23 protein-coding genes and 2 tRNA genes are annotated in these 19556 nt (G+C 54.9%); 14 read left to right on the top strand and 11 right to left on the bottom strand.

The features are described from left to right. Positions 1-148: 148 nt before the first annotated feature. Positions 149-1003: an alpha/beta fold hydrolase gene (locus tag SYC_RS03310; RefSeq protein ID WP_011242951.1), complete on the top strand. Its 855-nt coding sequence runs from the start codon at positions 149-151 to the stop codon at positions 1001-1003. 58 nt (positions 1004-1061) lie between these two features. Here the strand turns inward: SYC_RS03310 and SYC_RS03305 are convergent, their stop codons facing one another. Both SYC_RS03305 and acnB read right to left on the bottom strand, forming a co-directional pair. Then, positions 1062-1922 (bottom strand): calcium-binding protein, encoded by an 861-nt coding sequence (locus SYC_RS03305; RefSeq protein WP_231621325.1) that lies wholly within the window; start codon positions 1920-1922, stop codon positions 1062-1064. Positions 1923-2082: 160 nt separating this feature from the next. Beyond that, positions 2083-4668 carry a bifunctional aconitate hydratase 2/2-methylisocitrate dehydratase gene (acnB, locus tag SYC_RS03300; RefSeq protein WP_011242949.1) on the bottom strand — a complete coding sequence of 862 codons (2586 nt, stop codon included), beginning with the start codon at positions 4666-4668 and terminating at the stop codon, positions 2083-2085. 313 nt (positions 4669-4981) lie between these two features. On the opposite strand from acnB, the gene SYC_RS03295 reads away from it, so the two are divergent. The 9 genes from SYC_RS03295 to SYC_RS03260 all read left to right on the top strand — a co-directional run bounded on the left by SYC_RS03295 (position 4982) and on the right by SYC_RS03260 (position 11666). Then, positions 4982-5485 carry a hypothetical protein gene (locus SYC_RS03295; protein WP_162010019.1) on the top strand — a complete coding sequence of 168 codons (504 nt, stop codon included), beginning with the start codon at positions 4982-4984 and terminating at the stop codon, positions 5483-5485. Between the two features lie 429 nt (positions 5486-5914). Beyond that, positions 5915-6457 carry a hypothetical protein gene (locus SYC_RS13750; protein WP_011377783.1) on the top strand — a complete coding sequence of 181 codons (543 nt, stop codon included), beginning with the start codon at positions 5915-5917 and terminating at the stop codon, positions 6455-6457. Positions 6458-6609: 152 nt separating this feature from the next. Further along, positions 6610-7074, top strand: a complete 465-nt coding sequence (locus SYC_RS13745; protein ID WP_039755790.1) for a hypothetical protein — start codon at positions 6610-6612, stop codon at positions 7072-7074. A 262-nt stretch (positions 7075-7336) separates the two neighbouring features. Further along, positions 7337-7549, top strand: a complete 213-nt coding sequence (locus SYC_RS13740; RefSeq protein WP_011377785.1) for a hypothetical protein — start codon at positions 7337-7339, stop codon at positions 7547-7549. Positions 7550-7662: 113 nt separating this feature from the next. Then, entirely contained in the window at positions 7663-8370 is a 708-nt protein-coding gene (locus SYC_RS03280) for a hypothetical protein (protein WP_011377786.1), read from the top strand. Positions 8371-8517: 147 nt separating this feature from the next. After that, positions 8518-8874, top strand: a complete 357-nt coding sequence (locus SYC_RS03275) for a HesB/IscA family protein (protein ID WP_011242945.1) — start codon at positions 8518-8520, stop codon at positions 8872-8874. A gap of 68 nt (positions 8875-8942) precedes the next feature. Further along, positions 8943-9371, top strand: coding sequence for a tetratricopeptide repeat protein (locus tag SYC_RS03270; protein WP_011242944.1), 429 nt, complete (start codon positions 8943-8945; stop codon positions 9369-9371). A 9-nt stretch (positions 9372-9380) separates the two neighbouring features. Continuing rightward, positions 9381-9632: a hypothetical protein gene (locus SYC_RS03265; protein ID WP_011242943.1), complete on the top strand. Its 252-nt coding sequence runs from the start codon at positions 9381-9383 to the stop codon at positions 9630-9632. Positions 9633-9707: 75 nt separating this feature from the next. After that, positions 9708-11666 (top strand): DNA polymerase III subunit gamma/tau, encoded by a 1959-nt coding sequence (locus SYC_RS03260; RefSeq protein WP_011242942.1) that lies wholly within the window; start codon positions 9708-9710, stop codon positions 11664-11666. 2 nt (positions 11667-11668) lie between these two features. Here SYC_RS03260 and SYC_RS03255 read toward each other — a convergent pair whose 3' ends face one another. From SYC_RS03255 to SYC_RS13520, 4 genes are read right to left on the bottom strand one after another with little or no spacing between them, the layout of a single operon-like run. Next, positions 11669-12160 carry a GNAT family N-acetyltransferase gene (locus SYC_RS03255; RefSeq protein WP_321167206.1) on the bottom strand — a complete coding sequence of 164 codons (492 nt, stop codon included), beginning with the start codon at positions 12158-12160 and terminating at the stop codon, positions 11669-11671. Positions 12161-12162: 2 nt separating this feature from the next. Further along, the gene (locus SYC_RS03250; protein ID WP_011242940.1) at positions 12163-12774 is read right to left on the bottom strand and encodes a tRNA-(ms[2]io[6]A)-hydroxylase; all 612 of its coding nucleotides are present in this window, start codon (positions 12772-12774) and stop codon (positions 12163-12165) included. Next, positions 12771-13220 (bottom strand): type II 3-dehydroquinate dehydratase, encoded by a 450-nt coding sequence (gene aroQ, locus SYC_RS03245; protein ID WP_011242939.1) that lies wholly within the window; start codon positions 13218-13220, stop codon positions 12771-12773. Before aroQ ends, SYC_RS03250 begins: the two co-directional genes overlap by 4 nt. Before the next feature lie 10 nt (positions 13221-13230). Continuing rightward, positions 13231-13359, bottom strand: coding sequence for a hypothetical protein (locus tag SYC_RS13520; RefSeq protein ID WP_011242938.1), 129 nt, complete (start codon positions 13357-13359; stop codon positions 13231-13233). A 174-nt stretch (positions 13360-13533) separates the two neighbouring features. Between SYC_RS13520 and SYC_RS03240 the strand changes: the two genes are divergently transcribed. Then, positions 13534-13615: transfer RNA gene (locus SYC_RS03240), tRNA-Tyr, on the top strand. A 10-nt stretch (positions 13616-13625) separates the two neighbouring features. Next, positions 13626-13697 (top strand) — tRNA-Thr (locus tag SYC_RS03235). 212 nt (positions 13698-13909) lie between these two features. Here the strand turns inward: SYC_RS03235 and SYC_RS03230 are convergent. Beyond that, positions 13910-14176 (bottom strand): NIL domain-containing protein, encoded by a 267-nt coding sequence (locus tag SYC_RS03230; protein WP_011242937.1) that lies wholly within the window; start codon positions 14174-14176, stop codon positions 13910-13912. A 286-nt stretch (positions 14177-14462) separates the two neighbouring features. Between SYC_RS03230 and SYC_RS03225 the strand changes: the two genes are divergently transcribed. After that, on the top strand, positions 14463-16412 hold the full coding sequence (locus SYC_RS03225) for an AMP-dependent synthetase/ligase (protein WP_011242936.1): 1950 nt from the start codon (positions 14463-14465) through the stop codon (positions 16410-16412). A gap of 48 nt (positions 16413-16460) precedes the next feature. After that, positions 16461-16907: a YlqD family protein gene (locus SYC_RS03220; RefSeq protein ID WP_011377788.1), complete on the top strand. Its 447-nt coding sequence runs from the start codon at positions 16461-16463 to the stop codon at positions 16905-16907. Positions 16908-17103: 196 nt separating this feature from the next. Here the strand turns inward: SYC_RS03220 and psaK are convergent, their stop codons facing one another. The 4 genes from psaK to SYC_RS03200 form a co-directional block, all read right to left on the bottom strand. Continuing rightward, a complete protein-coding gene (psaK, locus tag SYC_RS03215) occupies positions 17104-17358 on the bottom strand; it encodes a photosystem I reaction center subunit PsaK (RefSeq protein WP_011242934.1) in 255 nt (84 codons plus the stop codon). Positions 17359-17475: 117 nt separating this feature from the next. Then, positions 17476-17778, bottom strand: a complete 303-nt coding sequence (locus tag SYC_RS03210) for a DUF3593 domain-containing protein (protein WP_011242933.1) — start codon at positions 17776-17778, stop codon at positions 17476-17478. Continuing rightward, positions 17775-18677 carry a tRNA glutamyl-Q(34) synthetase GluQRS gene (gene gluQRS / locus SYC_RS03205; protein WP_011242932.1) on the bottom strand — a complete coding sequence of 301 codons (903 nt, stop codon included), beginning with the start codon at positions 18675-18677 and terminating at the stop codon, positions 17775-17777. The genes SYC_RS03210 and gluQRS overlap by 4 nt, the downstream gene beginning before the upstream one ends. After that, entirely contained in the window at positions 18677-19552 is an 876-nt protein-coding gene (locus SYC_RS03200) for an S-methyl-5'-thioadenosine phosphorylase (RefSeq protein ID WP_011242931.1), read from the bottom strand. The genes gluQRS and SYC_RS03200 overlap by 1 nt, the downstream gene beginning before the upstream one ends. Between the last annotated feature and the right edge of the window lie 4 nt (positions 19553-19556).

Raw genomic sequence — 19556 nt, 5'->3', positions numbered from 1 at the left:
GATTTAAATCTAGCAATATTTTTCTGTATAAATTGCTACCGTTATACATCTTTACGTCAAAAAAATTGTGAAGACTGTTGCGACCCCCCCACTCGCTGGGAAGGTATGCTCAAAGCCGTTTGGCTTCAGAAAAAACAGGGGAGAGCTGGTGGCGATCGCGGAACAGAAACAAACGGTGGGATCTCTGGAATGGTTCTACCGCGAGGCTGAGCCCACACAGGCTGATCCCGCAAAGTTACCTGTGGTCTGCTTGCATGGGCTGGTTAGTCAAAGCTATGGCTGGCGGCAGGTGTTACCCGCGATCGCCGATGCGGGGTTTCGGGCGATCGCACCGGACTGGATTGGAGCAGGTTTCTCCAGTCAGCCAGAGCGGCGCGAGTTTGCCTACACACCCGAGGCGTTTGTCAGCGCCTTGGAAGCATGGCGAGCAGAGCTGGGCATTGAGCGCCTTCATCTCGTTGTCCAAGGCTATCTGGGAGCAGTGGGGTTGCTTTGGGCTGCCCAACATCCCGATCGCGTTGAACGGATTGCCCTATTCAATACACCCTTCTATGCCGGCGCTTCCGTCCCTTGGAAGATTCGGCAACTCGGTCTGCCTCTCGCCGGTGAAATGCTCTGCCAAGATCCACTGACAGTTGATCGCGTGCTGGAAGGTGGCGGTGGCTATCGTGTTGAGGATGCCGATCTGGATGTCTATCGCCGACCCTATCTATCCAGTTCTGCGGCAGGACGAGCACTCTTGGCAACGGTGCGGCAATTAGATCAAGCGCGAGTCAGCACCGAAATTGCCAGTGCATTAGCCCAGTGGTCGCAACCTATTCTTGTCGGTTGGGGCGATCGCGATCCTTGGCTCACTTGGGTAGAAGCTGAGGCAGGCGCTGGGAAATTAACCTCGGCGGAGTTTGTTCGCTTCGAAGAAACCGGTCACTATCCGCAAGAAGATTGGCCCGAGAAGCTTTGCCAAGCTCTACTCCTGTTCCTACGCGGGGCTGACCTTCGTTGAATATGCAGACGTTTGATCTCGCAGTCTTGAGACCCTGACTCAAAGGCTTAATTTCAAGCTAAAGCCCTAGCAAGTCATTCATCACGGCTGTCGCCAAATCACTGACTGAAGCAAAGGCAGTACTTTGAATGCTGGCGATCAAATCCAGACTGCCAGAGTCAGACGTTGTGTAGAGATTGACTTGATTGATGCTGACTGCGCTAGCGGATCCTAATTGCAAGATCACAGGGCGATCGACGCGAAGAGTATCCTCTGCACTAAAGTCCAGAATCGTGGCAAAGGTGTTGGGAAAAGTAGCGCTGTCGCGGTAGCTCTCTACATTAATAACAAACTGGTCAGAACCTAGCCCACCCGTGATCAGGTCACGTCCACCTCGGCCATTTAAAACGTCATCACCGGTTCCACCTATCAAGGTATCGTTTCCCATCGACCCAAGAAGCACATCATTTCCTTCTCCACCATCCAGAAAATTACCCTCAATTTCAAAGGGAAATGTATCATCCACGGCCACTTGAGAAAGCTGAGGTTTGAAGCCGTAACCTTCTAATGTGTCATCACCCACGCCACCGTAGAGATAGTCACGACCAAGTCCACCTAGGAGGAGATCATTGCCAGCTTCGCCGTAGAGTGTATCGCCAGAGAGATCATTAATATATTGGCCGTTGAAGTAGCTTGCCATCGAATAGGTCGTGCCGCCCGAGAGGACATCGTTGCCATCACCGCCATAGATGATGTCTGCAGAAAAACCACCTAAAAGATTGTCATTGCCTGCAGATCCATAGGTCGTGATAGCTGGTGTTGGAGCAGGGGTAGGTGTTGGAGCAGAGAGATTTGAGGTGTTGACCGGCTCCAGACTTTTTAGCAGCTTGAGGCTGGATTTGACTTGGCTGGTGGAGCCGATGCGAGAGTGGAAGGCCATGGCTGAGGGCTGAAAGAAGAATACGTTTACTCTCGCTGAGAGCCCTGAGCCGGGCCGTGATGTATTCCTGAGCAGCTTGTGATTTTGATCACAGGTCATGAAGCACAAAAAACCTCCGAGAGCGATCGCCCCCGGAGGTTGACCGACAATTTAGCGGTCTCTACACAGTGGTCAAAATGCGATCGACTTCTTCAGTCGATTTAACGCGACCTTCCTCAGCAAAACCTTCTAGTTGGTCGAAGTTGAGGTACTGATACAGATCAGCTGCAAAGGGATTAATCTTCTCAGCTGCCACCTTCAAGTACTCCTCGAGTGTGGGAATGCGGCCCAAGAGTGCACAGACTGCCGCCAATTCCGCCGATCCTAAATAGACCTGAGCACCCTTGCCCATACGGTTGTTGAAGTTGCGGGTGCTGGTCGAGAAGACCGTGGTGTTATCGGCAACACGAGCTTGGTTACCCATGCAGAGCGAACAACCCGGCACTTCCAAGCGAGCACCAGCCGCTGCGAAGGTGCTGTAGTAGCCTTCTTCCTTGAGCCGGTCTTCATCCATCCGGGTCGGTGGGCAAATCCAGAGGCGACCGCCCACTTGGCCTTCACCTTCCAGCACTTTGGCCGCAGCGCGATAGTGGCCAATGTTGGTCATACAGGAGCCAATGAAGATTTCGTGGATGGGATCGCCAGCCACTTCTGACAACTTTTTGACGTTATCCGGATCGTTCGGGCAAGCCAGAATCGGCTCAGTCAACTCATCGAGATTGATCTCGATCACGGCTGCATATTCGGCGTCTTCATCGGCCGAGAGCAGCTGTGGATTGGCCAGCCAATCTTCCATCTGACGGATGCGACGTGCCAAGGTGCGGCTGTCTTCGTAGCCGCGGGCGATCATGTTCTTCATCAGCGCCACATTCGATCGCAGGTATTCGGCGACAGTATCCTCGCTGAGTTTGATCGTGCTGCCAGCGCAGGAACGCTCCGCTGTGGCATCGGTTAGCTCGAAAGCTTGCTCGAGCTTCAGATCTGGGAGTCCCTCAATCTCCATGATCCGGCCGGAGAAGACGTTGACTTTATTTTCTTTAGAGACAGTCAGCAGCCCTTGCTGGATTGCTTGATAAGGAATGGCATTGACCACATCCCGCAGCGTGATGCCGGGTTGCAGTGAACCCGTGAAGCGCACGAGCACGGATTCTGGCATATCCAGTGGCATCGCCCCGATCGCAGCTGCAAACGCTACCAGACCGGAACCAGCCGGGAAGGAAATCCCTAGCGGGAAGCGGGTATGGCTATCGCCGCCGGTGCCGACGGTGTCGGGCAGTAGCATGCGATTGAGCCAGCTGTGAATGATGCCATCCCCCGGTTTGAGGGCGACCCCCCCACGCTGGGCAATGAAGTCCGGCAGGGTTTTGTGGGTTTTGATGTCAACAGGCTTGGGATAGGCGGCTGTGTGACAGAAGCTCTGCATTACCAAGTCGGCGCTGAAGCCGAGGCAAGCTAGCTCCTTCATCTCGTCTCGTGTCATCGGCCCCGTGGTGTCTTGGCTACCAACAGTGGTCATGATTGGTTCACAACTCGTGCCGGGACGCACGCCGGGAAGACCGCAGGCGCGACCGACCATTTTTTGCGCCAGCGTGAAGCCTTTGCCGGTATCCGCGGGCGGTTGCGGACGCACAAAAACGTCGCTGACGGGTAGACCGAGCTGCGATCGCACTTTATCCGTGAGCGATCGCCCGATCAGCAGGGGAATCCGGCCACCCGCCCGCACTTCATCCAGAATTGTGTCGGGCTTGAGGCTAAAGGTTGAGAGGACAGTGCCTGCCTCATCTTTAATGACGCCTTCGTAGGGATAAATAGTAACGACCATGCCAGTGTCGAGGGCGCTGACATCGCATTCGATTGGCAGTGCGCCCGAGTCTTCGGCGGTGTTGAAGAAGATCGGGGCGATTTTGCCGCCGAGGATAATGCCACCGCTGCGCTTGTTGGGCACGAAGGGGATGTCTTCGCCGATGTGCCAGAGAACCGAGTTAATCGCGGATTTCCGCGAAGAGCCGGTGCCGACCACATCGCCAACGTAGGCGAGAGGATACCCTTTCTCTTTCAGCACCGGAATGGTTTCGAGGGAACCGGGCAGCCGCGTTTCCAGCATCGCTTGGGCATGGAGCGGAATGTCAGGGCGGGTGGTGGCGTGAGTGGCCGGCGAGAGATCGTCGGTGTTGGTTTCGCCCGGCACTTTGAAGATCGTGACGGTGATCGCTTCCGGCAGAGTGGGTTTGCTGGTGAACCACTCGGCCTTTGCCCAAGACTCTAGGACTTGTTGGGCGTAGGCATTGGTTTCAGCCAGTGCGACAACGTCGTTATAAGCGTCGTAAACCAGCAGGGTTTTGCTGAGAGCGGCAACGGCGGCCGTAGCGATCGCCACATCTGCACTCTTAAGTAGATCAATCAGCGCGGCGACGTTGTAACCGCCGATCATCGTGCCCAGCAGTTCAACTGCCTCGACCGGCATGATCAGCGGACTGGTGGTTTCACCGTGGGCGATCGCACTGAGAAAGGTTGCTTTGACGTAGGCAGCCTGGTCAACCCCTGGGGGCACGCGATCGCGCAACAGATGGAGTAGCGTCGCTTCCTCACCCACAGGCGGGGCTTGCAAGAGCTCACACAGGGCTGCTGTTTGGTCCGCATCCAGCGGCAGCGGCGGAACCCCCAAGGCTTCGCGCTCAGCGGCGGCTTGGCGGTAGGCTTCCAACATTGCGATCGTCTCCTGCGTCGTCACTCTCAAAGATCCCAAGCTGACTCGGCAAGATTGCCTACAGCCAGACTTCAGATTTTATTCTCAACCTACCTTGCAGATTGCAGGATTCGTTACCGTGGCCTCTGTTGAAGCAGCGATCGCTGCGGCCTTCCCAGAAATCCGTCGATAGGATGGAGAAACAGCGTACGGCGCTGCAAGTTTGGCGGGAGTAGTCGCAGTGTCTTTTGCAGAGAAGCGTCGATCGATCAAACCAGCTTCGCGGTGGCTCATGGCCAGCGGAGGCGTTGCCGTAGCAGCAAGTCTGCTTGCAATGGCTCCACCGGCTGTAGCCCAGACTCAGACAACAACCGTTGAATTCAGTGGCACAGTCGATCCAACAGGGGAGATCCGCAGTGTCACAGATGGCACGATGACTTACACGATCGATAGCCAAACGGGCGGTTTCTTTAACTATGGAAGTCCGGCGCGGGTGGTGGTGAATGTCAACAACCCCTCAACTTGGCTGGTGACGATTACCCCGCCAGCCTCATTTACAACGAAACCTGAAACTTTTACCGGCGCCGCAACCTTCTTCTATCGCTATGCGCTGTCAGGAGCAAACACCGCCTCGACATCGAGTGATCTGCAAATTCCAACCCAGTTTCCGCTGGCCAACTCAGGCGAAACAACGGTGGAGATCCAGTCGAAGGCGTTGCCCCAGAATCCCCAGTCGCAGCCGTTTACAGCCGGTAACTACACGCTGCGGTTGACCGTGACCATTTCGCCAACGGCGGGTGGTGCAACGGGCATCATCGGCCCGACAGGGACACCCTAGGGAACCCAAGCCTGAGCACAACAGCAGCATGAAGGAGGGGCAGTCCAGGGGCGATCGCCCCTTTTTTGTGGCCTGTAAGGAATAGAGGTTTCTATATCGTCTTTTTTTGAGGATTGAAAAAGCTCTATCACGAGTTCTCAAGAGTGAAAAACTATTATTAGAGTTGGCAGCCCAGTCAAAGACAAAAAGTTAGCTGGGACAAGGCTTTGAGACGATTTTGAACGAAAGATAAAAAACCGAAGCTCGTAGAGTGACGAAACTGTAACGGCTAATACGAAAATATGTTGCGAGTTGCACATTCCGGCATTCGTGTCTTTAGATTTGCTCCATACTGTAGTTAAGGAAGCCAAGAGAAAGAGCAAAGAAGACCGAGCTCTCCCTCAAACTTCCGGGGCGAATAAGTTCTCCTAAAGAGAGTGAGAGTGAGCCATGTCTAAACAGTTCTTGACCCGAATCGTCACCGCTTCCGCCGCTGCTAGCCTGTTAGCCTTTTCTGCGGTTCTACCCGCAAAAGCAGATGGCGTTATTACCTTGGAAGGAGATATTACTCCTTCCTGTATTCTGGGTGCGAATATTAGTCCTGCGGACTCTTTAATCTACAATCCAACAACCAGGGAGCTTGATTTGGCTTCTAACGTATCAGTTGATGTGACAACCACTGTAGATAATCTATATCTACTAAGTGGGACTGTGACAGCCTTTACTCGTGGAGGTAGTTCCTATTCGAGCCCAGTGTATAAGCTGACCGGAAGTATTCCAGATAATACTGGTAACACTACACCTACACTGAATTCAAGTTCTGGTGCTTTCTCTAATTTACCTCTAGGTGTTTTGACTAATAGTGACTTCACTTTAGGGGGATCTATTGGCCCACAAGGCGGAGGTAGCTTCTTGTCTGGAAGGACAAATACAGATGGAACTCCAGTCAACTTCTCACTGCAGTACTCACTGACTTGTGCTCCGACACCTTAGAAGTTCCAGTAAGTTGATCTGGTCACTGAACTCAGTACAGCTACTATGAATCACTGATATTAGAAAGCACTTCTATCTAGCTTTGGGTAGAGGTGCTTTCTTCGATATATGCGTAATATAGTTAAGCAAAGTTGCAACAATCAGCTTTATTTATGGCCACTGTCAATCATAAAGCATTGCTTTGTCCAGTGCTAATCATAATTGGTGGTTTGCAAGTAGTACTTCCGGCGACTGCTCAACCTGCAAGTTGTACTCTCTCACCGAGTAGTGGGGGCTTAAGTTTTGATGATCGTAGTGCCACATTTCAGTCAACTATTGCAGTGATCGATATCATTTCGACTGGGATGCCTGCTCAGCTAAAAATTAGTCGTTCTACTAACTTCATGGTATTTCCAGCTGACTATCTCAATGATGCTGATATCAGTTATCAATTCCAACTTATCGGCGCAAATAATGCGGAGTCGCAAGCTAGCCTCACTAGTGATGTAACGATTGCACTATCTAACTCTGGTAGTAGTCAGCTTCGCTTGCAGGTGATGGGCAAAAACCGAAATTCTCGGGGATTTGTCGCCGGAGATTATCGTCTGCAATTTAGAGTGAGTTGTAGCCCCCTGTAAACCTTTTCCTTTCACCATGCCACTCTTCCTGATCACGCTGCCGTTATTCCTTGCCCAAGCTGTTTCTCCCGCGATTATTCGACGTGACATTAGGCAGCCCGAAACCTCATTCTTCTTCGAAGTTCGCAACTTTGATAATCAGTTCAGGTACTACTACTTAGACCCAGTCGTTGTTGATAAAGATCGACCGGGTAATCGTCTAGAACCTAACGCTACTCTAGCAACCCGCCTTATCGGAGTAGGACCTCGTCAAGTCCGGCGCGTGGTAGGTTCTGCCACGATCACTAACCGCCAACCGCGCAGTTTCTATGTCTGTGCCATGCCTGCTGTCAATCCCACCGTTCGTGACCAACAGGGTAATCGCGTGACTATCGCGCAGCGGGTCTGTAGTCTCGTCAAAATTGGCAGCAACACGCCTAATACACCAACCCGCCCCAATACCGCACCCCCTCAGCCGCCTCGCCCCGGCAACTAATCCCTGATTCACAGCAAAAGTTACTCTCCGTCACGCGGTCCAGGTTGCTTGAAACAGCGCGTTACTATAATTGCGTGCAGTCATGGGTGACTGTAGGTGTGTGGGGACAAAGTATGAAGCTGCAGCGGTTCATTCTCTGTGCAGTGAGCAGCTTTTTCGCTGTGACAGAAAGTGTGTTGGCACAGTCTGTTCCGTTCTCGATTAATAACTTCCAAAACTCGCCTGCCCAGGAGTCGATCACTACACCTGACGGGGTTACCTGCTCCCAAAACATCAATAGTCGAACTTCGCTACAGGCGGGTTTCTATGGCATTGATGCCAGTCAGTCTTCAACCAATGTCCAAAACTTCAGCACTAGCCAAACACCGAACTTTGGGGCGTTTGTCGCCATTGTTGTGCCGCTGAGCTCGCCGCCCTCCACTAACTGCGGCGAATTTGCCGCCATTGAACTCGAACGGGCGCGGTTACGCTTGCAGCGCGAAAAAGAGCAGTTTGAGGAAGAAAAAGCCCTGCGCACGAATTTACAACCTCAAAATACTCAAAACCCCTTCTATCAGGATCCTCAAAACCCGGCACCTGCTCCAACGCAGCCGCCCGCTGTGATGCCTGCTCCGCCTGCTTCACCGCAAAGCCAATTCCCTCGGCGATTGACTCCCCGTTCTCTCAATACTGCTGCTGTCGAGATCCCGATCGCGCCGCCTATCCCCACGTTCATTCCCTCGTCTGCCAACACTGCTGCTGCCCTCCGCGAGGAGGTCATTCCCACGGCCCCCCCAATTCCTGTTGGCTTCATTCCGGCCCCATCACAACCGAATCAATGAGCCTATACCTCAGAGGCTTTAGGCTGACCCCCGCACTATTCCAATCCCAAGAAAGCCCCACCCTACATTCCTGCGTCGAGGTTGCCTTTGTAGAATGGCAACACAGGCCATCCACGGGTTGAATGGTTCGCTAGGAGTCCTAACGACATGACGCAAACAACGGCTGCCCCTCAGAAAGGCATTTTGATCAGTGAAACTGCCTTGGCACAGTTGCAAGCCATGCAAGCCCAGCAGGGTACCGATTTACTGCTGCGGGTAGGCGTGCGTCAGGGTGGTTGCTCGGGCATGTCCTACACCATGGACTTCATCACGCCTGAAGGGATCCACGAGAAAGATGAAGTCTATGACTACGACGGTTTCCGCGTCGTCTGCGATCCTAAAAGCCTTCTCTATATCTACGGCATGACCTTGGATTACAGCACCGCTTTGATTGGTGGTGGCTTCAAGTTCACTAACCCCAATGCGGCTCAGACCTGCGGCTGCGGTAGCTCCTTCTCGGCTTAGTCGCCACTCGAAGAATCCTGCCCAGAACACGATAGGCTGATCGAATTGAAGAATCTTGCGATCGCAGCATGAGTTTTACTGAAACCCCCGAATCTCTGTTTGAAGACGGTATCCATCGCTATCAAGCCGGTGAACCGCCAGCAGATTTGGTGCCCGTATTTCAGTCGATCTGCGATCGCCAGCCCCGCAGCAGTGCCTCTTGGACCTGCCTGTCTTGGCTGTATTTGCTGCTTGATGAACCGCGCCAAGCGATGAAAGCCGCCCAACGGGCAGTCAAGCTCAATCCACAGGATCCGCAAGCACGGGTCAACCTCGCTTTAGCGATGCTGGAAACAGACACCAAGGGTGTGCGTCAGCACATCGACATTGCCCTGCGGGTGATCACGGTGTCGGCAGAGCTGCGCCAAGACCTACGCGAAAGTCTGGCGGATGGTCAGAAGCGTAAACCCAACTGGCCTAGCCTCGATCGCGTCCAGCACTGGCTCTTCCCCATCTAGTCCCGTCTGATGGTGCAACGTCTACTGCAAGGGCTCGACCGCCTGCTCGTCTTCAATGTCTTCTTCGTGATTGCCGCCCTTGGCTGGTTTGCGATCGCACTATTAGGGCGTCGCTTTGATTGGCCCTTGGGCTTTGACCTTTGGATGGCGCTCTGGCAGCCGCTGTTTCAGCCCGCCCTTGGCCTCTTGATGGCAGGCGCTATCCTCAGCGGTGTGGGGTCTTGGGTTCGTCGTCGCTTTTTCCCAGAGCAATCCTCCTAGGGCCCAGCAGGAACAGTAGGGCGGGTGTTGCTCTGCTAGCCTGATCTCCTCTGCTGGTTGCGCTGCTGGTTGTCGATGGCCTACGAACCGCTGCATCACAAATATCGGCCGCAATGCTTTGCTGATTTGGTAGGGCAAGAGGCGATCGCGCGAACCCTCAGCCAAGCGCTGGCCCAGCAGCGAATTGCCCCTGCTTATCTATTCACAGGTCCACGCGGCACAGGGAAAACCTCCAGCGCCCGCATTCTGGCGAAATCGCTGAATTGTCAGCAAAGCACCGTGCCTACGGCAAGTCCCTGCGGTGAATGTGAAGCCTGTCGAGCGATCGCACGGGGCAACGCGCTGGATGTCATTGAGATTGATGCAGCATCCAACACGGGTGTCGATAACATCCGTGAGCTGATTGAACGCGCCCAGTTCGCGCCGGTGCAGTGTCGCTTCAAGGTCTACGTGATCGACGAGTGTCACATGCTTAGCACGGCAGCCTTTAATGCCCTGCTCAAAACCTTGGAAGAACCGCCCGATCGCGTGGTGTTTGTGCTGGCAACCACCGATCCGCAGCGCGTGTTGCCGACGATTATTTCCCGTTGTCAGCGCTTTGACTTTCGCCGCATTCCCCTGCAGGCGATGACAGATCACCTGCAAGTCATTGCCCAGAAAGAATCCATTGAAATCGAGCCGACAGCGATCGCCTTGGTGGCGCAACTGGCTCAAGGTGGTCTGCGCGATGCTGAGAGTCTGCTTGATCAACTAGGACTGCTGCCGCCTCCCGTCACACCGGAAGCCGTCTGGGATCTACTCGGGGCGGTGCCGGAACGTCAGCTGCTACAACTGCTGGAAGCGATCGCCGCGAACGATCCAGAAGCCCTGTTGACGCTGATTCGGCAACTGCTCGATCGCGGTCGCGAACCGTTGACGGTACTGCAAAATCTGACTGCCTTCAGTCGCGATCTGCTGATTGCTAGGACGGCTCCCCAGCGCCGCGACTTAACCACGGTCACGGAAGCGACTTGGCAAGAACTCTGCACTTTTGCGGAAGATTGGACACCGGAACAGATTCTGCAATTGCAACAACACCTGCGGCAGTCTGAACTCCAGATCAAAAACACGACGCAGCCCCGCCTCTGGCTGGAAGTCGCTTTACTCGGGTTGCTGCCCAGCGCTCAAGCTCCCGTAACGACTGCACCGCCGGCGATCGCTGCTCCAGTTACCCGACCCGTGAGTATTCCTGCAGCAGTAGTCCCTGCCGAAACACCGTCCAGTCCTGCAGCCGTAGCGCCAGTTGCGATTCCTGTGGCTCCAGCAGTAACAACCACCCCGCCAGAAGTGCCGGCGATCGCGGCTGCCGCGCCAGAACCGCTCAATCTCGAAGAACTCTGGCAACGCGTTTTAATCAACATCGCCTCGCGAGGGACGCAAATGCTGTTGCAGCAGCAAGGGCGTTTGTTGCGCTGCCAAGCCGGTCAAGCTGTGGTCAGCGTGCCGCCCAACTGGCTCTCGATAGTTCAGGGTAAGCGCAATCTCCTGGCCGAAGCGTTTCAAACTGTTTTGGGTCAAGCGATCGCTGTGGAGTTGGAGTCCAGCAGCGGCACAGATCCTAATCCCGTTAGTTTGCCGCCGCCACCAGTTGTAATCGAGATGCCGCGATCGCCTGCTTCACCTGCCGTGACGCCCCGATCGGCTCCCCCCTCTGAACCGATCGCAGCAGCCCCCCGTCAGCCCGCGATCGCGACGATCGCGCCGCCGCCAGTGGCAGTCGCTCCACCAGTTCCCCCGCCTGCTCCATCCCCACCGATTCCACAATCAAAACCGGTTGCGATCGCTACCAGCCCATCCAAATCCCCCGAGGTTGTGCCAGCGCCTCAGCTTGAAACACCGCCCGCAGCACTCCGCCCGCTAGCCGATTGGGAACTGGATCCGGGGCTGAAAGCAGCTAGAAGTTTGGCACAGTTTTTCAATGGCGAAGTGGTCAGCGATCGCGAGTCTGAGAGTGACACCAGCGAGGCTGTTGTTGAACCAGATGTCGATTTCTAGTGTTATGGGGACAGCGATTTGCAGTAGACGCGATCGCAGCGCAGCGTGTGGACCTCCGTTGTCGGTTGATAGCCTGCTGACTCGTAGAGACTCACCGCTTCTTTGAGCAACGAACTGGTTTCGATCCAAATTTGCCGATAACCCGCCTCAGCGATCGCTTGCTCCAATCGCTGGAGCAAGGCCCGACCGAGCCCTTGCCCGCGCACTTCTGGCAGCAGATACATCTTGCGGATTTCGGCTGCTCCTTCCCCCCGCATGGGCAGCGGGTAAAAGGCTCCCGTCCCCACGAGTCGATCGCCCTGCTCCAGCACCCAGAAAACACCGCCGGTTTGCCAGTAGGCTTGCTCAACCTCGATCACATCGCGATCGGCTCCCTCCGGCTCCCAGCCCAAGCCATACTCCGCCAATACTTGAGCAATCAATTGCGCTGCTGTCTCGCGATCGCTCGGCTGCCAAGGGCGCAGTGTCACGGAGCCAACTGCGATCGCATCCATCATTAGCTGTGTACGCGTGGCTGAGGATGCAAGTTGCTCAGCAGCTGACTTTCTAGCGTTGCCAGTTCTTGCAAGCGCTTATCCACCTGCGATCGCGGAAAACGTTCCACCGCCAGCAGCCAATAAGCGCCGAAATGTCGTGCTTCCGAGGCCATCAGTGCCCGATAAAAACCAGCGATCGCGGCATCGGGCAAATGAGCTGCCAATAATCCCAAGCGTTCATGGCTGCGCGCTTCAATCAAAGCCGCAACCAAGAGTTGATCCAACAAGCGATCGGGCTCAGTCCGTCGTATAGCTTTATGCAGACCAGCGGCGTAGGGTGGGGCTGGCAGCGCTTGCAGCGGAATGCCTTGAGCTTCTAAGAGGCTATTGACCTGTTCGAAATGCTCCAGCTCCTCACGGGCGATCGCAGTCAGCGTCCGCACCAGCTTGGCATCACTGGGATAGCGGCTGATCAGGCTGAGGGCAACTCCAGCCGCCTTCCGTTCGCAGTGGGAATGGTCGAGCAGCACTATCTCAAAATTTGCCAAAGCTTGCTCAAGCCAAGCCTCGGAACTGGGCGTTTGCAAAAAGCGGATCGTGGCGGGTGCTTCTGGTAGAACCGTGGCTGTCATACCGTTGCTAGGGCTTGCAAGTGGTTGACGATTGCCTGCAGTCCAAGCCGGTAACTATCGGGGCCAAAGCCGCAAATCTGGCCAACCACAACGGGGGCTAGATAGGAATGATGCCGAAAGGCTTCGCGCTTGTGGATATTGCTGAGATGGACTTCCACCGTCGGAATTTGGGTGCCCGCGATCGCGTCTCGAATCGCCACACTGGTGTGGGTGTAAGCACCGGCATTGATCACAAGACCGTCTTGATGCTCCCGCGCTGTGTGGATGGCATCGACCAAGACGCCCTCGTGGTTGCTTTGGAGTGTTGAAACGTCAACCCCAAGAGTCTGACCCAGTTGAATTAGGTCGGCATCAATTTCAGCCAGCGTTGTTTGGCCGTAGATTGTCGGCTCTCTCAGCCCCAAGAGGTTGAGGTTGGGGCCATGCAAGACAAGAATTTTCAGCAAAGCTTGAAGATTAACGGCGATCGCGCACAGGGACGGGGATAGGTTCAGGTTCAGGCTGGGCTTCAGGACCAAACAGCGCTTCGATCAACCGCCGTGCCAAATCTTGCAGGCGATCCAGAATTTGATCCACTAATCCCATGCTGTGCTTGCCCCGTACAGGTTTCCAAGAACAGACCCCGCAGATGCAGGCGTTGCTATTGATGATAGCGAATCCCTCTCGCCTGCTTCAAGTCAGCTCTTCACCCCAGAAAATTTCCCAAAAAACTGGCAATCCTTTCCGGCCTATGCTTAAATGACTTCTTGTGGAAAGCTTGGGTCGATGCCCGAGTGGTTAATGGGGGTGGACTGTAAATCCACTGGCTACGCCTACGCTGGTTCGAATCCAGCTCGGCCCACCTTTCCACTGCCCTTATAGCTCAGCGGTAGAGCACTCCCTTGGTAAGGGAGAGGTCACGAGTTCAAGTCTCGTTAAGGGCTCTAGAAATAAGCAAAAATCTGCTGAAAGCTTGGGTCTTAGACTATTCGGCTTTGAGCATGATTTGGCTGAATTCGACTGCAGCAACCTCTGATGCTCTAGACCTTGTGGGGGATGACGAGACACCCCACCACTCACTAGGTCTAGCGGATCCGTCCATCGTCGGTTAACAAGCTACTTTTAGCGCGATCGCCTCTGACTGCAGTCGTTAACCTTACCAATCCGTGGGCTCAGACTCAGTCCAGACTTCTAACCCATTGGTACGCAGGTAGGCGATCGCCTCTTCAATACGCTCAGAGGGGCCTGCCAAGCTGAGATCAAACCAGCCCTCGCCGATGCCATTGGCTCCCATGGTCGCCGCTGCAATGTTGACTTGCAGTTGGTATTCCGTAATCAGCGTGTAGATGATGGGCTCATTGCGACGAGGCTCAGGAATGCAAAGGCGGATCCGCAGCTCCGTTGTCGCAGTGTCAGAACTCATGGCTAGCGCTCCTCCTGAGGGCCACACAAAGGTGTTGATCTCACTCTAGGGGGATTGGGCCGTTCCTGGGAATCAGTCTTGTACTACGGTTTGTTTCAACCGCGATCGCCAGCCAGTTTAGGCCGCCGAGCCAGGGCAACGGGCATCTGACAGCGCTGCTTGACTCACAAGAACTTGAGCCAGGCTGAGACGAGCGATCGCCCCAGTCGCAAAACTCCCATAAGCAATGCAGGGAATGCGTGATCGGTCTCTAAAATGAGGACGCTGGCTGAGGAGAGTAGACCGAGTGACTGGAACCGCCCTCGCGCAACCCCGCGCCATTACGCCCCACGAACAGCAGCTTTTGGCCAAACTGAAAAGCTATCGCGATATCCAAAGCTTGTCGCAAATTTGGGGACGTGCTGCCAGTCAATTTGGATCGATGCCGGCTTTGGTTGCACCCCATGCCAAACCAGCGATCACCCTCAGTTATCAAGAATTGGCGATTCAGATCCAAGCGTTTGCAGCCGGACTGCTCGCGCTGGGAGTGCCTACCTCCACAGCCGATGACTTTCCGCCTCGCTTGGCGCAGTTTGCGGATAACAGCCCCCGCTGGTTGATTGCTGACCAAGGCACGTTGCTGGCAGGGGCTGCCAATGCGGTGCGCGGCGCCCAAGCTGAAGTATCGGAGCTGCTCTACGTCTTAGAGGACAGCGGTTCGATCGGCTTGATTGTCGAAGACGCGGCGCTGCTGAAGAAACTACAGCCTGGTTTAGCGTCACTATCGCTGCAGTTTGTGATCGTGCTCAGCGATGAAGTAGTCGAGATCGACAGCCTGCGCGTCGTTGGTTTTAGTGACGTGCTGGAGATGGGGCGATCGCTGCCGGCACCGGAGCCAATTTTGCAGCTCGATCGCTTAGCCACTTTGATCTATACCTCGGGCACCACAGGCCGACCGAAGGGCGTGATGCTTTCTCACGGCAACCTGCTGCACCAAGTCACAACATTAGGTGTGGTTGTGCAGCCGCAACCTGGCGACACCGTGCTGAGTATTTTGCCGACTTGGCACTCCTACGAGCGAGCTTGTGAATATTTCCTGCTCTCCCAGGGCTGCACACAGGTCTACACGACGCTGCGCAATGTCAAACAAGACATCCGGCAGTATCGGCCGCAGTTCATGGTCAGTGTGCCGCGCCTCTGGGAATCGATCTACGAGGGCGTGCAGAAGCAGTTTCGCGAGCAACCGGCGAAGAAACGTCGCTTGATCGATACCTTCTTTGGCTTGAGTCAACGCTATGTTTTGGCACGGCGCCGCTGGCAAGGACTGGATTTGCTGGCACTGAACCAATCCCCAGCCCAGCGCCTCGCTGAGGGTGTCCGGATGTTGGCGCTAGCACCGTTGCATAAGCTGGGCGATCGCCTCGTCTACGGCAAAGTACGAGAAGCCACGGGTGGCCGAATTCGGCAGGTGATCAGTGGCGGTGGCTCACTGGCACTGCACCTCGATACCTTCTTCGAAATTGTTGGTGTTGATTTGCTGGTGGGTTATGGCTTGACAGAAACCTCACCAGTGCTGACGGGGCGACGGCCTTGGCACAACCTACGGGGTTCGGCCGGTCAGCCGATTCCAGGTACGGCGATTCGGATCGTCGATCCTGAAACGAAGGAAAACCGACCCAGTGGCGATCGCGGCTTGGTGCTGGCGAAAGGGCCGCAAATCATGCAGGGCTACTTCAATAAACCCGAGGCGACCGCGAAAGCGATCGATGCCGAAGGTTGGTTTGACACCGGCGACTTAGGCTACATCGTCGGTGAAGGCAACTTGGTGCTAACGGGGCGCGCTAAGGACACGATCGTGCTGACCAATGGCGAAAACATTGAACCCCAGCCGATTGAAGATGCCTGCCTACGAAGTTCCTATATCAGCCAAATCATGTTGGTGGGACAAGACCGCAAGAGTTTGGGGGCGTTGATTGTGCCCAATCAAGAGGCGATCGCACTCTGGGCCAGCGAACAGGGCATCAGCCAAACCGATCTGCAGGGAGTGGTACAGAAGCTGATTCGCGAGGAACTGAACCGCGAAGTGCGCGATCGCCCGGGCTACCGCATCGACGATCGCATTGGACCATTCCGCCTCATCGAAGAACCGTTCAGCATGGAAAATGGCCAGCTAACCCAAACCCTGAAAATCCGTAGCAACGTTGTCGCGGAACACTACGCGGCTATGATCGACGGGATGTTTGAATCGGCGAGTTAAGTGTCGATTCAGCACCTTGACCCTTCATTCTTTTCTGTGACCCTATCTATGACCCTCGGTACTCCTCTGCAGCTAAAGCGGACGATCAATGTCAAAGCGATCGTGACGCCGACTTGGAAGCAAGAAGCCCAAAATGCACTGCAGGGCCAGCTCGGTCAAGTGGATGCGCAGATTCAACAGTTGGATTTGCAGGGGCAAGCAGCAATCAACGAAATTCGCAGCCAAAGTGCCAATCCAGTGCATCCGAATGTGTTGCAACAGATTGACAACATTCAGATTCAAGTCAATCAGCAAAAAACGCAGCTGCTTGAGCAGAAGAATCAAATTCTCCAGCAACTGCAACAAGTACAAACGGTCAACTTAGAAGAAGAAGTCAACCAAGGTCAAATTGAGAGCTTCTTTGAGCTGCATCCGGGCGATAACTTGATTGAAAAAATGCAAGTTGAAATCGTGCTGCGCGATGGTGTTGTTGTTGAGATTCGCGGTAATGCTTAGGTTTTCTTGACTCGACCATCAATTTGTGTTGATAGCTCACAAAAAGTTTGTGGGCTTTTTTCATGCCCGTTAAGAATACTGTGACTGATGACTTGAGTGATGTCTTAAGGTGCGATCGCGCAAAACAAAACCTAGGAGTTGAGGTGCCGTCCTAACCGCTCCTAGGTTTTAGAAATAGATGATTAGGGCTGGGGGCTTAGAGATTGCCGATGTTGGCCAAGCCGAGGATGACGCCAATGCCCAAAATGTGACCGAAGCTAGCGGTCGCGAGGACTGCAGGCAGACCGAAACCCCCAAAAAGTTGGGGCGAAGGCAAAGCCGGACCAGCATTCTGAATCTTGATAGTGGCCTTGCCAATGGCGATCGCCACGATGTTGCTCAGAATCATCACTAGAGCCACTTTCGGGCTCCAAGCAACAGTTTGGGGAATTGCAGCTAAAACCGGCAGCATTGGGCCACTCCTAAAAACAATTTGCTATGACAGTTGCCGCTTCTACGCGTCCAAAACGACAACCGCTACTCATCTTTTCCGATTGTTGCCAGCTTGCTGAGGAGCCTTCAAAAGACTTTACAGATTGCGATCGCGATCGGCTTGGTTCTCCAGGAATCGTTGCCGAAAGCCCAGTGCCACCAAGATATTGCTGAGGGTCAGAAAGACTTCTGCACTACCATGCAGCCAGTCTACATTGGCCAAACTTTCGCCGTAGTGGACTTGGGCGTAAATTCCTGCCGGAATCGTCACCGCCACGAAGACCAAGGTGCCATAGAAGCCCCAAAGCGCCAGCTTGGGAAATTGCCCCGATCGCGTTGCAAACCAGAGAAAGCCCAAATACGGAAAGAGAGAGAGCGCAAACAGAGTCTCTTTGTTCATGAGAGCGAATCAGGCTGCTTGCTTAGTCTAGGCGCTGGAAAGTGAGCGATCGCCCAAGCCAGTTGTTCACCAACTGGCGCCCCTTGTAGGTCTGATGGCATGGCGAGTCCGAGATGCCCGATCGCTTGGGAGAGTAGGGCTGGTGCTTGGCGAAGATCGAGTGGCGGCGCCTTGGTTTGCTTACTGAGCTTGTCGCCATTCGGCCAGACGACCAAGGGCAGATGACCATAGTGGGGCGTCGGTAAATTCAGGAGCTGTTGCAGGGCAATTTGGCGGGGTGTAGAGGCCAGCAAATCAAGGCCGCGAATCACTTCCGTAATGCCTTGCCGGGCATCGTCCACGACCGTAGCGAGGTGGTAGCTAAAGAGGCGATCGCGCCGCCGCAAAATAAAGTCGCCGACAGCCTGCGCGAGATCCTGCTGATAGCGACCCTGCCAGGCATCTTCGAGGGCGATCGCGGGCAAATTTTGGACGTTGAGGCGATCGCTCCCCTCGATCTCACTGGAGAGCTGGCGATCGCGACAGAAGCCCGGATAGCGTAGTGATCCATCTACAGAGACTGAGTCGCCAGATTGGGACAACTGCTTGCGGCTGCACTGACAGCGATAGACCCGACCAGTTGCAGTCAACTGCTCCAAGGCTGCTTGGTAATGCTCCTGCTGAGGCTGCTGGAAATAGACCACTTCATCCCAGTGCAGTCCAAAGGCTTCGAGACAAGTCTGAATGCGATCGCTGGCACCGGGGACCACACGAGGCGCATCCAGATCATCAATCCGCAGCAGCCAAGTCCCGCACTGACTGCGGACATGGAGATAGCTGCCAACCGCTGCCACCAAGGATCCCAGATGCAGATCGCCGCTGGGGGTTGGAGCAAACCGACCGCGAGGCGCGATCGCCACTAGCCCCAGTATTTCTGCAGGAGTAGTGCCAAACGCTGCCGAGTTTCGGCTGGCACATGCTCGGGCGGAGTCATCAGTGCGTAGCGGAGGGCCTCATGGGCAGCCGATTCTGGCCAGCGATCGCTGAGCAGACCCACCGCCGACCGCACCACTTTCTGAGCATTGGTCGCATTTTTATGCAAATTGGCAATCACCATCTCGACCGTGACACTGTCGTGGTCGGGGTGCCAGCAGTCGTAATCGGTAACTAGCGCCAAGGTTGCGTAGGCAATTTCGGCTTCCCGTGCCAGCTTCGCTTCCGTCAAATTGGTCATGCCGATAATCTGGGCACCCCAACTGCGGTACAGCTGTGACTCCGCCTTGGTCGAAAATGCTGGCCCTTCCATACAAACGTAGGTGCCGCCCTGATGCAGTTTGATTTCCGGGATTTCCGCCAGACTGACAGCTTCGGCCAGTAGTTGACTCAGGGCAGGACAGAAGGGGTCGCCAAAGGTGACGTGACCAACGAGACCGTTGCCAAAGAAGGTCGAAGGCCGCGCAAAAGTGCGATCGATAAATTGATCGGGAATGACCAGATCGAGTGGGGCGATCTCAGCCTGAAGGGAACCCACTGCTGAGGCCGAAAGAATGTATTCCACACCCAGCTGCTTCATCGCCAAAATGTTGGCGCGGTAGGGCACTTCGGTGGGCAGGAGCTGATGGTGGCGGCCGTGGCGTGCCAGAAACGCAACCGGAACGCCATCAAGGTTGCCGACGATCAGCGCGTCGGATGGATCGCCAAAAGCAGTCTCAACCCGGACTTCTTCCACGTCCTTGAGGGCTTCCATTCGGTAGAGGCCGCTTCCCCCAATGATGCCGATCCGTACTTGAGTCATGCCA

Source organism: Synechococcus elongatus PCC 6301, from assembly GCF_000010065.1.
Lineage (GTDB): Bacteria > Cyanobacteriota > Cyanobacteriia > Synechococcales > Synechococcaceae > Synechococcus > Synechococcus elongatus.
The sequence above is the reverse complement of the archived record's forward strand: the minus strand, read 5'-3'. Positions and strand labels throughout refer to the sequence as shown.

Bases quoted from the DNA above. Each gene is read 5' to 3' on its own strand.
- SYC_RS03305 (WP_231621325.1), bottom strand. From the start codon at position 1,922: ATGGCCTTCCACTCTCGCATCGGCTCCACCAGCCAAGTCAAATCCAGC.
- acnB (WP_011242949.1), bottom strand. From the start codon at position 4,668: ATGTTGGAAGCCTACCGCCAAGCCGCCGCTGAGCGCGAAGCCTTGGGG.
- SYC_RS03295 (WP_162010019.1), top strand. From the start codon at position 4,982: ATGGCTCCACCGGCTGTAGCCCAGACTCAGACAACAACCGTTGAATTC.
- SYC_RS13750 (WP_011377783.1), top strand. From the start codon at position 5,915: ATGTCTAAACAGTTCTTGACCCGAATCGTCACCGCTTCCGCCGCTGCT.
- SYC_RS13745 (WP_039755790.1), top strand. From the start codon at position 6,610: ATGGCCACTGTCAATCATAAAGCATTGCTTTGTCCAGTGCTAATCATA.
- SYC_RS03280 (WP_011377786.1), top strand. From the start codon at position 7,663: ATGAAGCTGCAGCGGTTCATTCTCTGTGCAGTGAGCAGCTTTTTCGCT.
- SYC_RS03275 (WP_011242945.1), top strand. From the start codon at position 8,518: ATGACGCAAACAACGGCTGCCCCTCAGAAAGGCATTTTGATCAGTGAA.
- SYC_RS03270 (WP_011242944.1), top strand. From the start codon at position 8,943: ATGAGTTTTACTGAAACCCCCGAATCTCTGTTTGAAGACGGTATCCAT.
- SYC_RS03265 (WP_011242943.1), top strand. From the start codon at position 9,381: ATGGTGCAACGTCTACTGCAAGGGCTCGACCGCCTGCTCGTCTTCAAT.
- SYC_RS03260 (WP_011242942.1), top strand. From the start codon at position 9,708: ATGGCCTACGAACCGCTGCATCACAAATATCGGCCGCAATGCTTTGCT.
- SYC_RS03255 (WP_321167206.1), bottom strand. From the start codon at position 12,160: ATGGATGCGATCGCAGTTGGCTCCGTGACACTGCGCCCTTGGCAGCCG.
- SYC_RS03250 (WP_011242940.1), bottom strand. From the start codon at position 12,774: ATGACAGCCACGGTTCTACCAGAAGCACCCGCCACGATCCGCTTTTTG.
- SYC_RS13520 (WP_011242938.1), bottom strand. From the start codon at position 13,359: ATGGGATTAGTGGATCAAATTCTGGATCGCCTGCAAGATTTGGCACGG.
- SYC_RS03230 (WP_011242937.1), bottom strand. From the start codon at position 14,176: ATGAGTTCTGACACTGCGACAACGGAGCTGCGGATCCGCCTTTGCATT.
- SYC_RS03220 (WP_011377788.1), top strand. From the start codon at position 16,461: ATGACCCTCGGTACTCCTCTGCAGCTAAAGCGGACGATCAATGTCAAA.
- psaK (WP_011242934.1), bottom strand. From the start codon at position 17,358: ATGCTGCCGGTTTTAGCTGCAATTCCCCAAACTGTTGCTTGGAGCCCG.
- SYC_RS03210 (WP_011242933.1), bottom strand. From the start codon at position 17,778: ATGAACAAAGAGACTCTGTTTGCGCTCTCTCTCTTTCCGTATTTGGGC.
- SYC_RS03200 (WP_011242931.1), bottom strand. From the start codon at position 19,552: ATGACTCAAGTACGGATCGGCATCATTGGGGGAAGCGGCCTCTACCGA.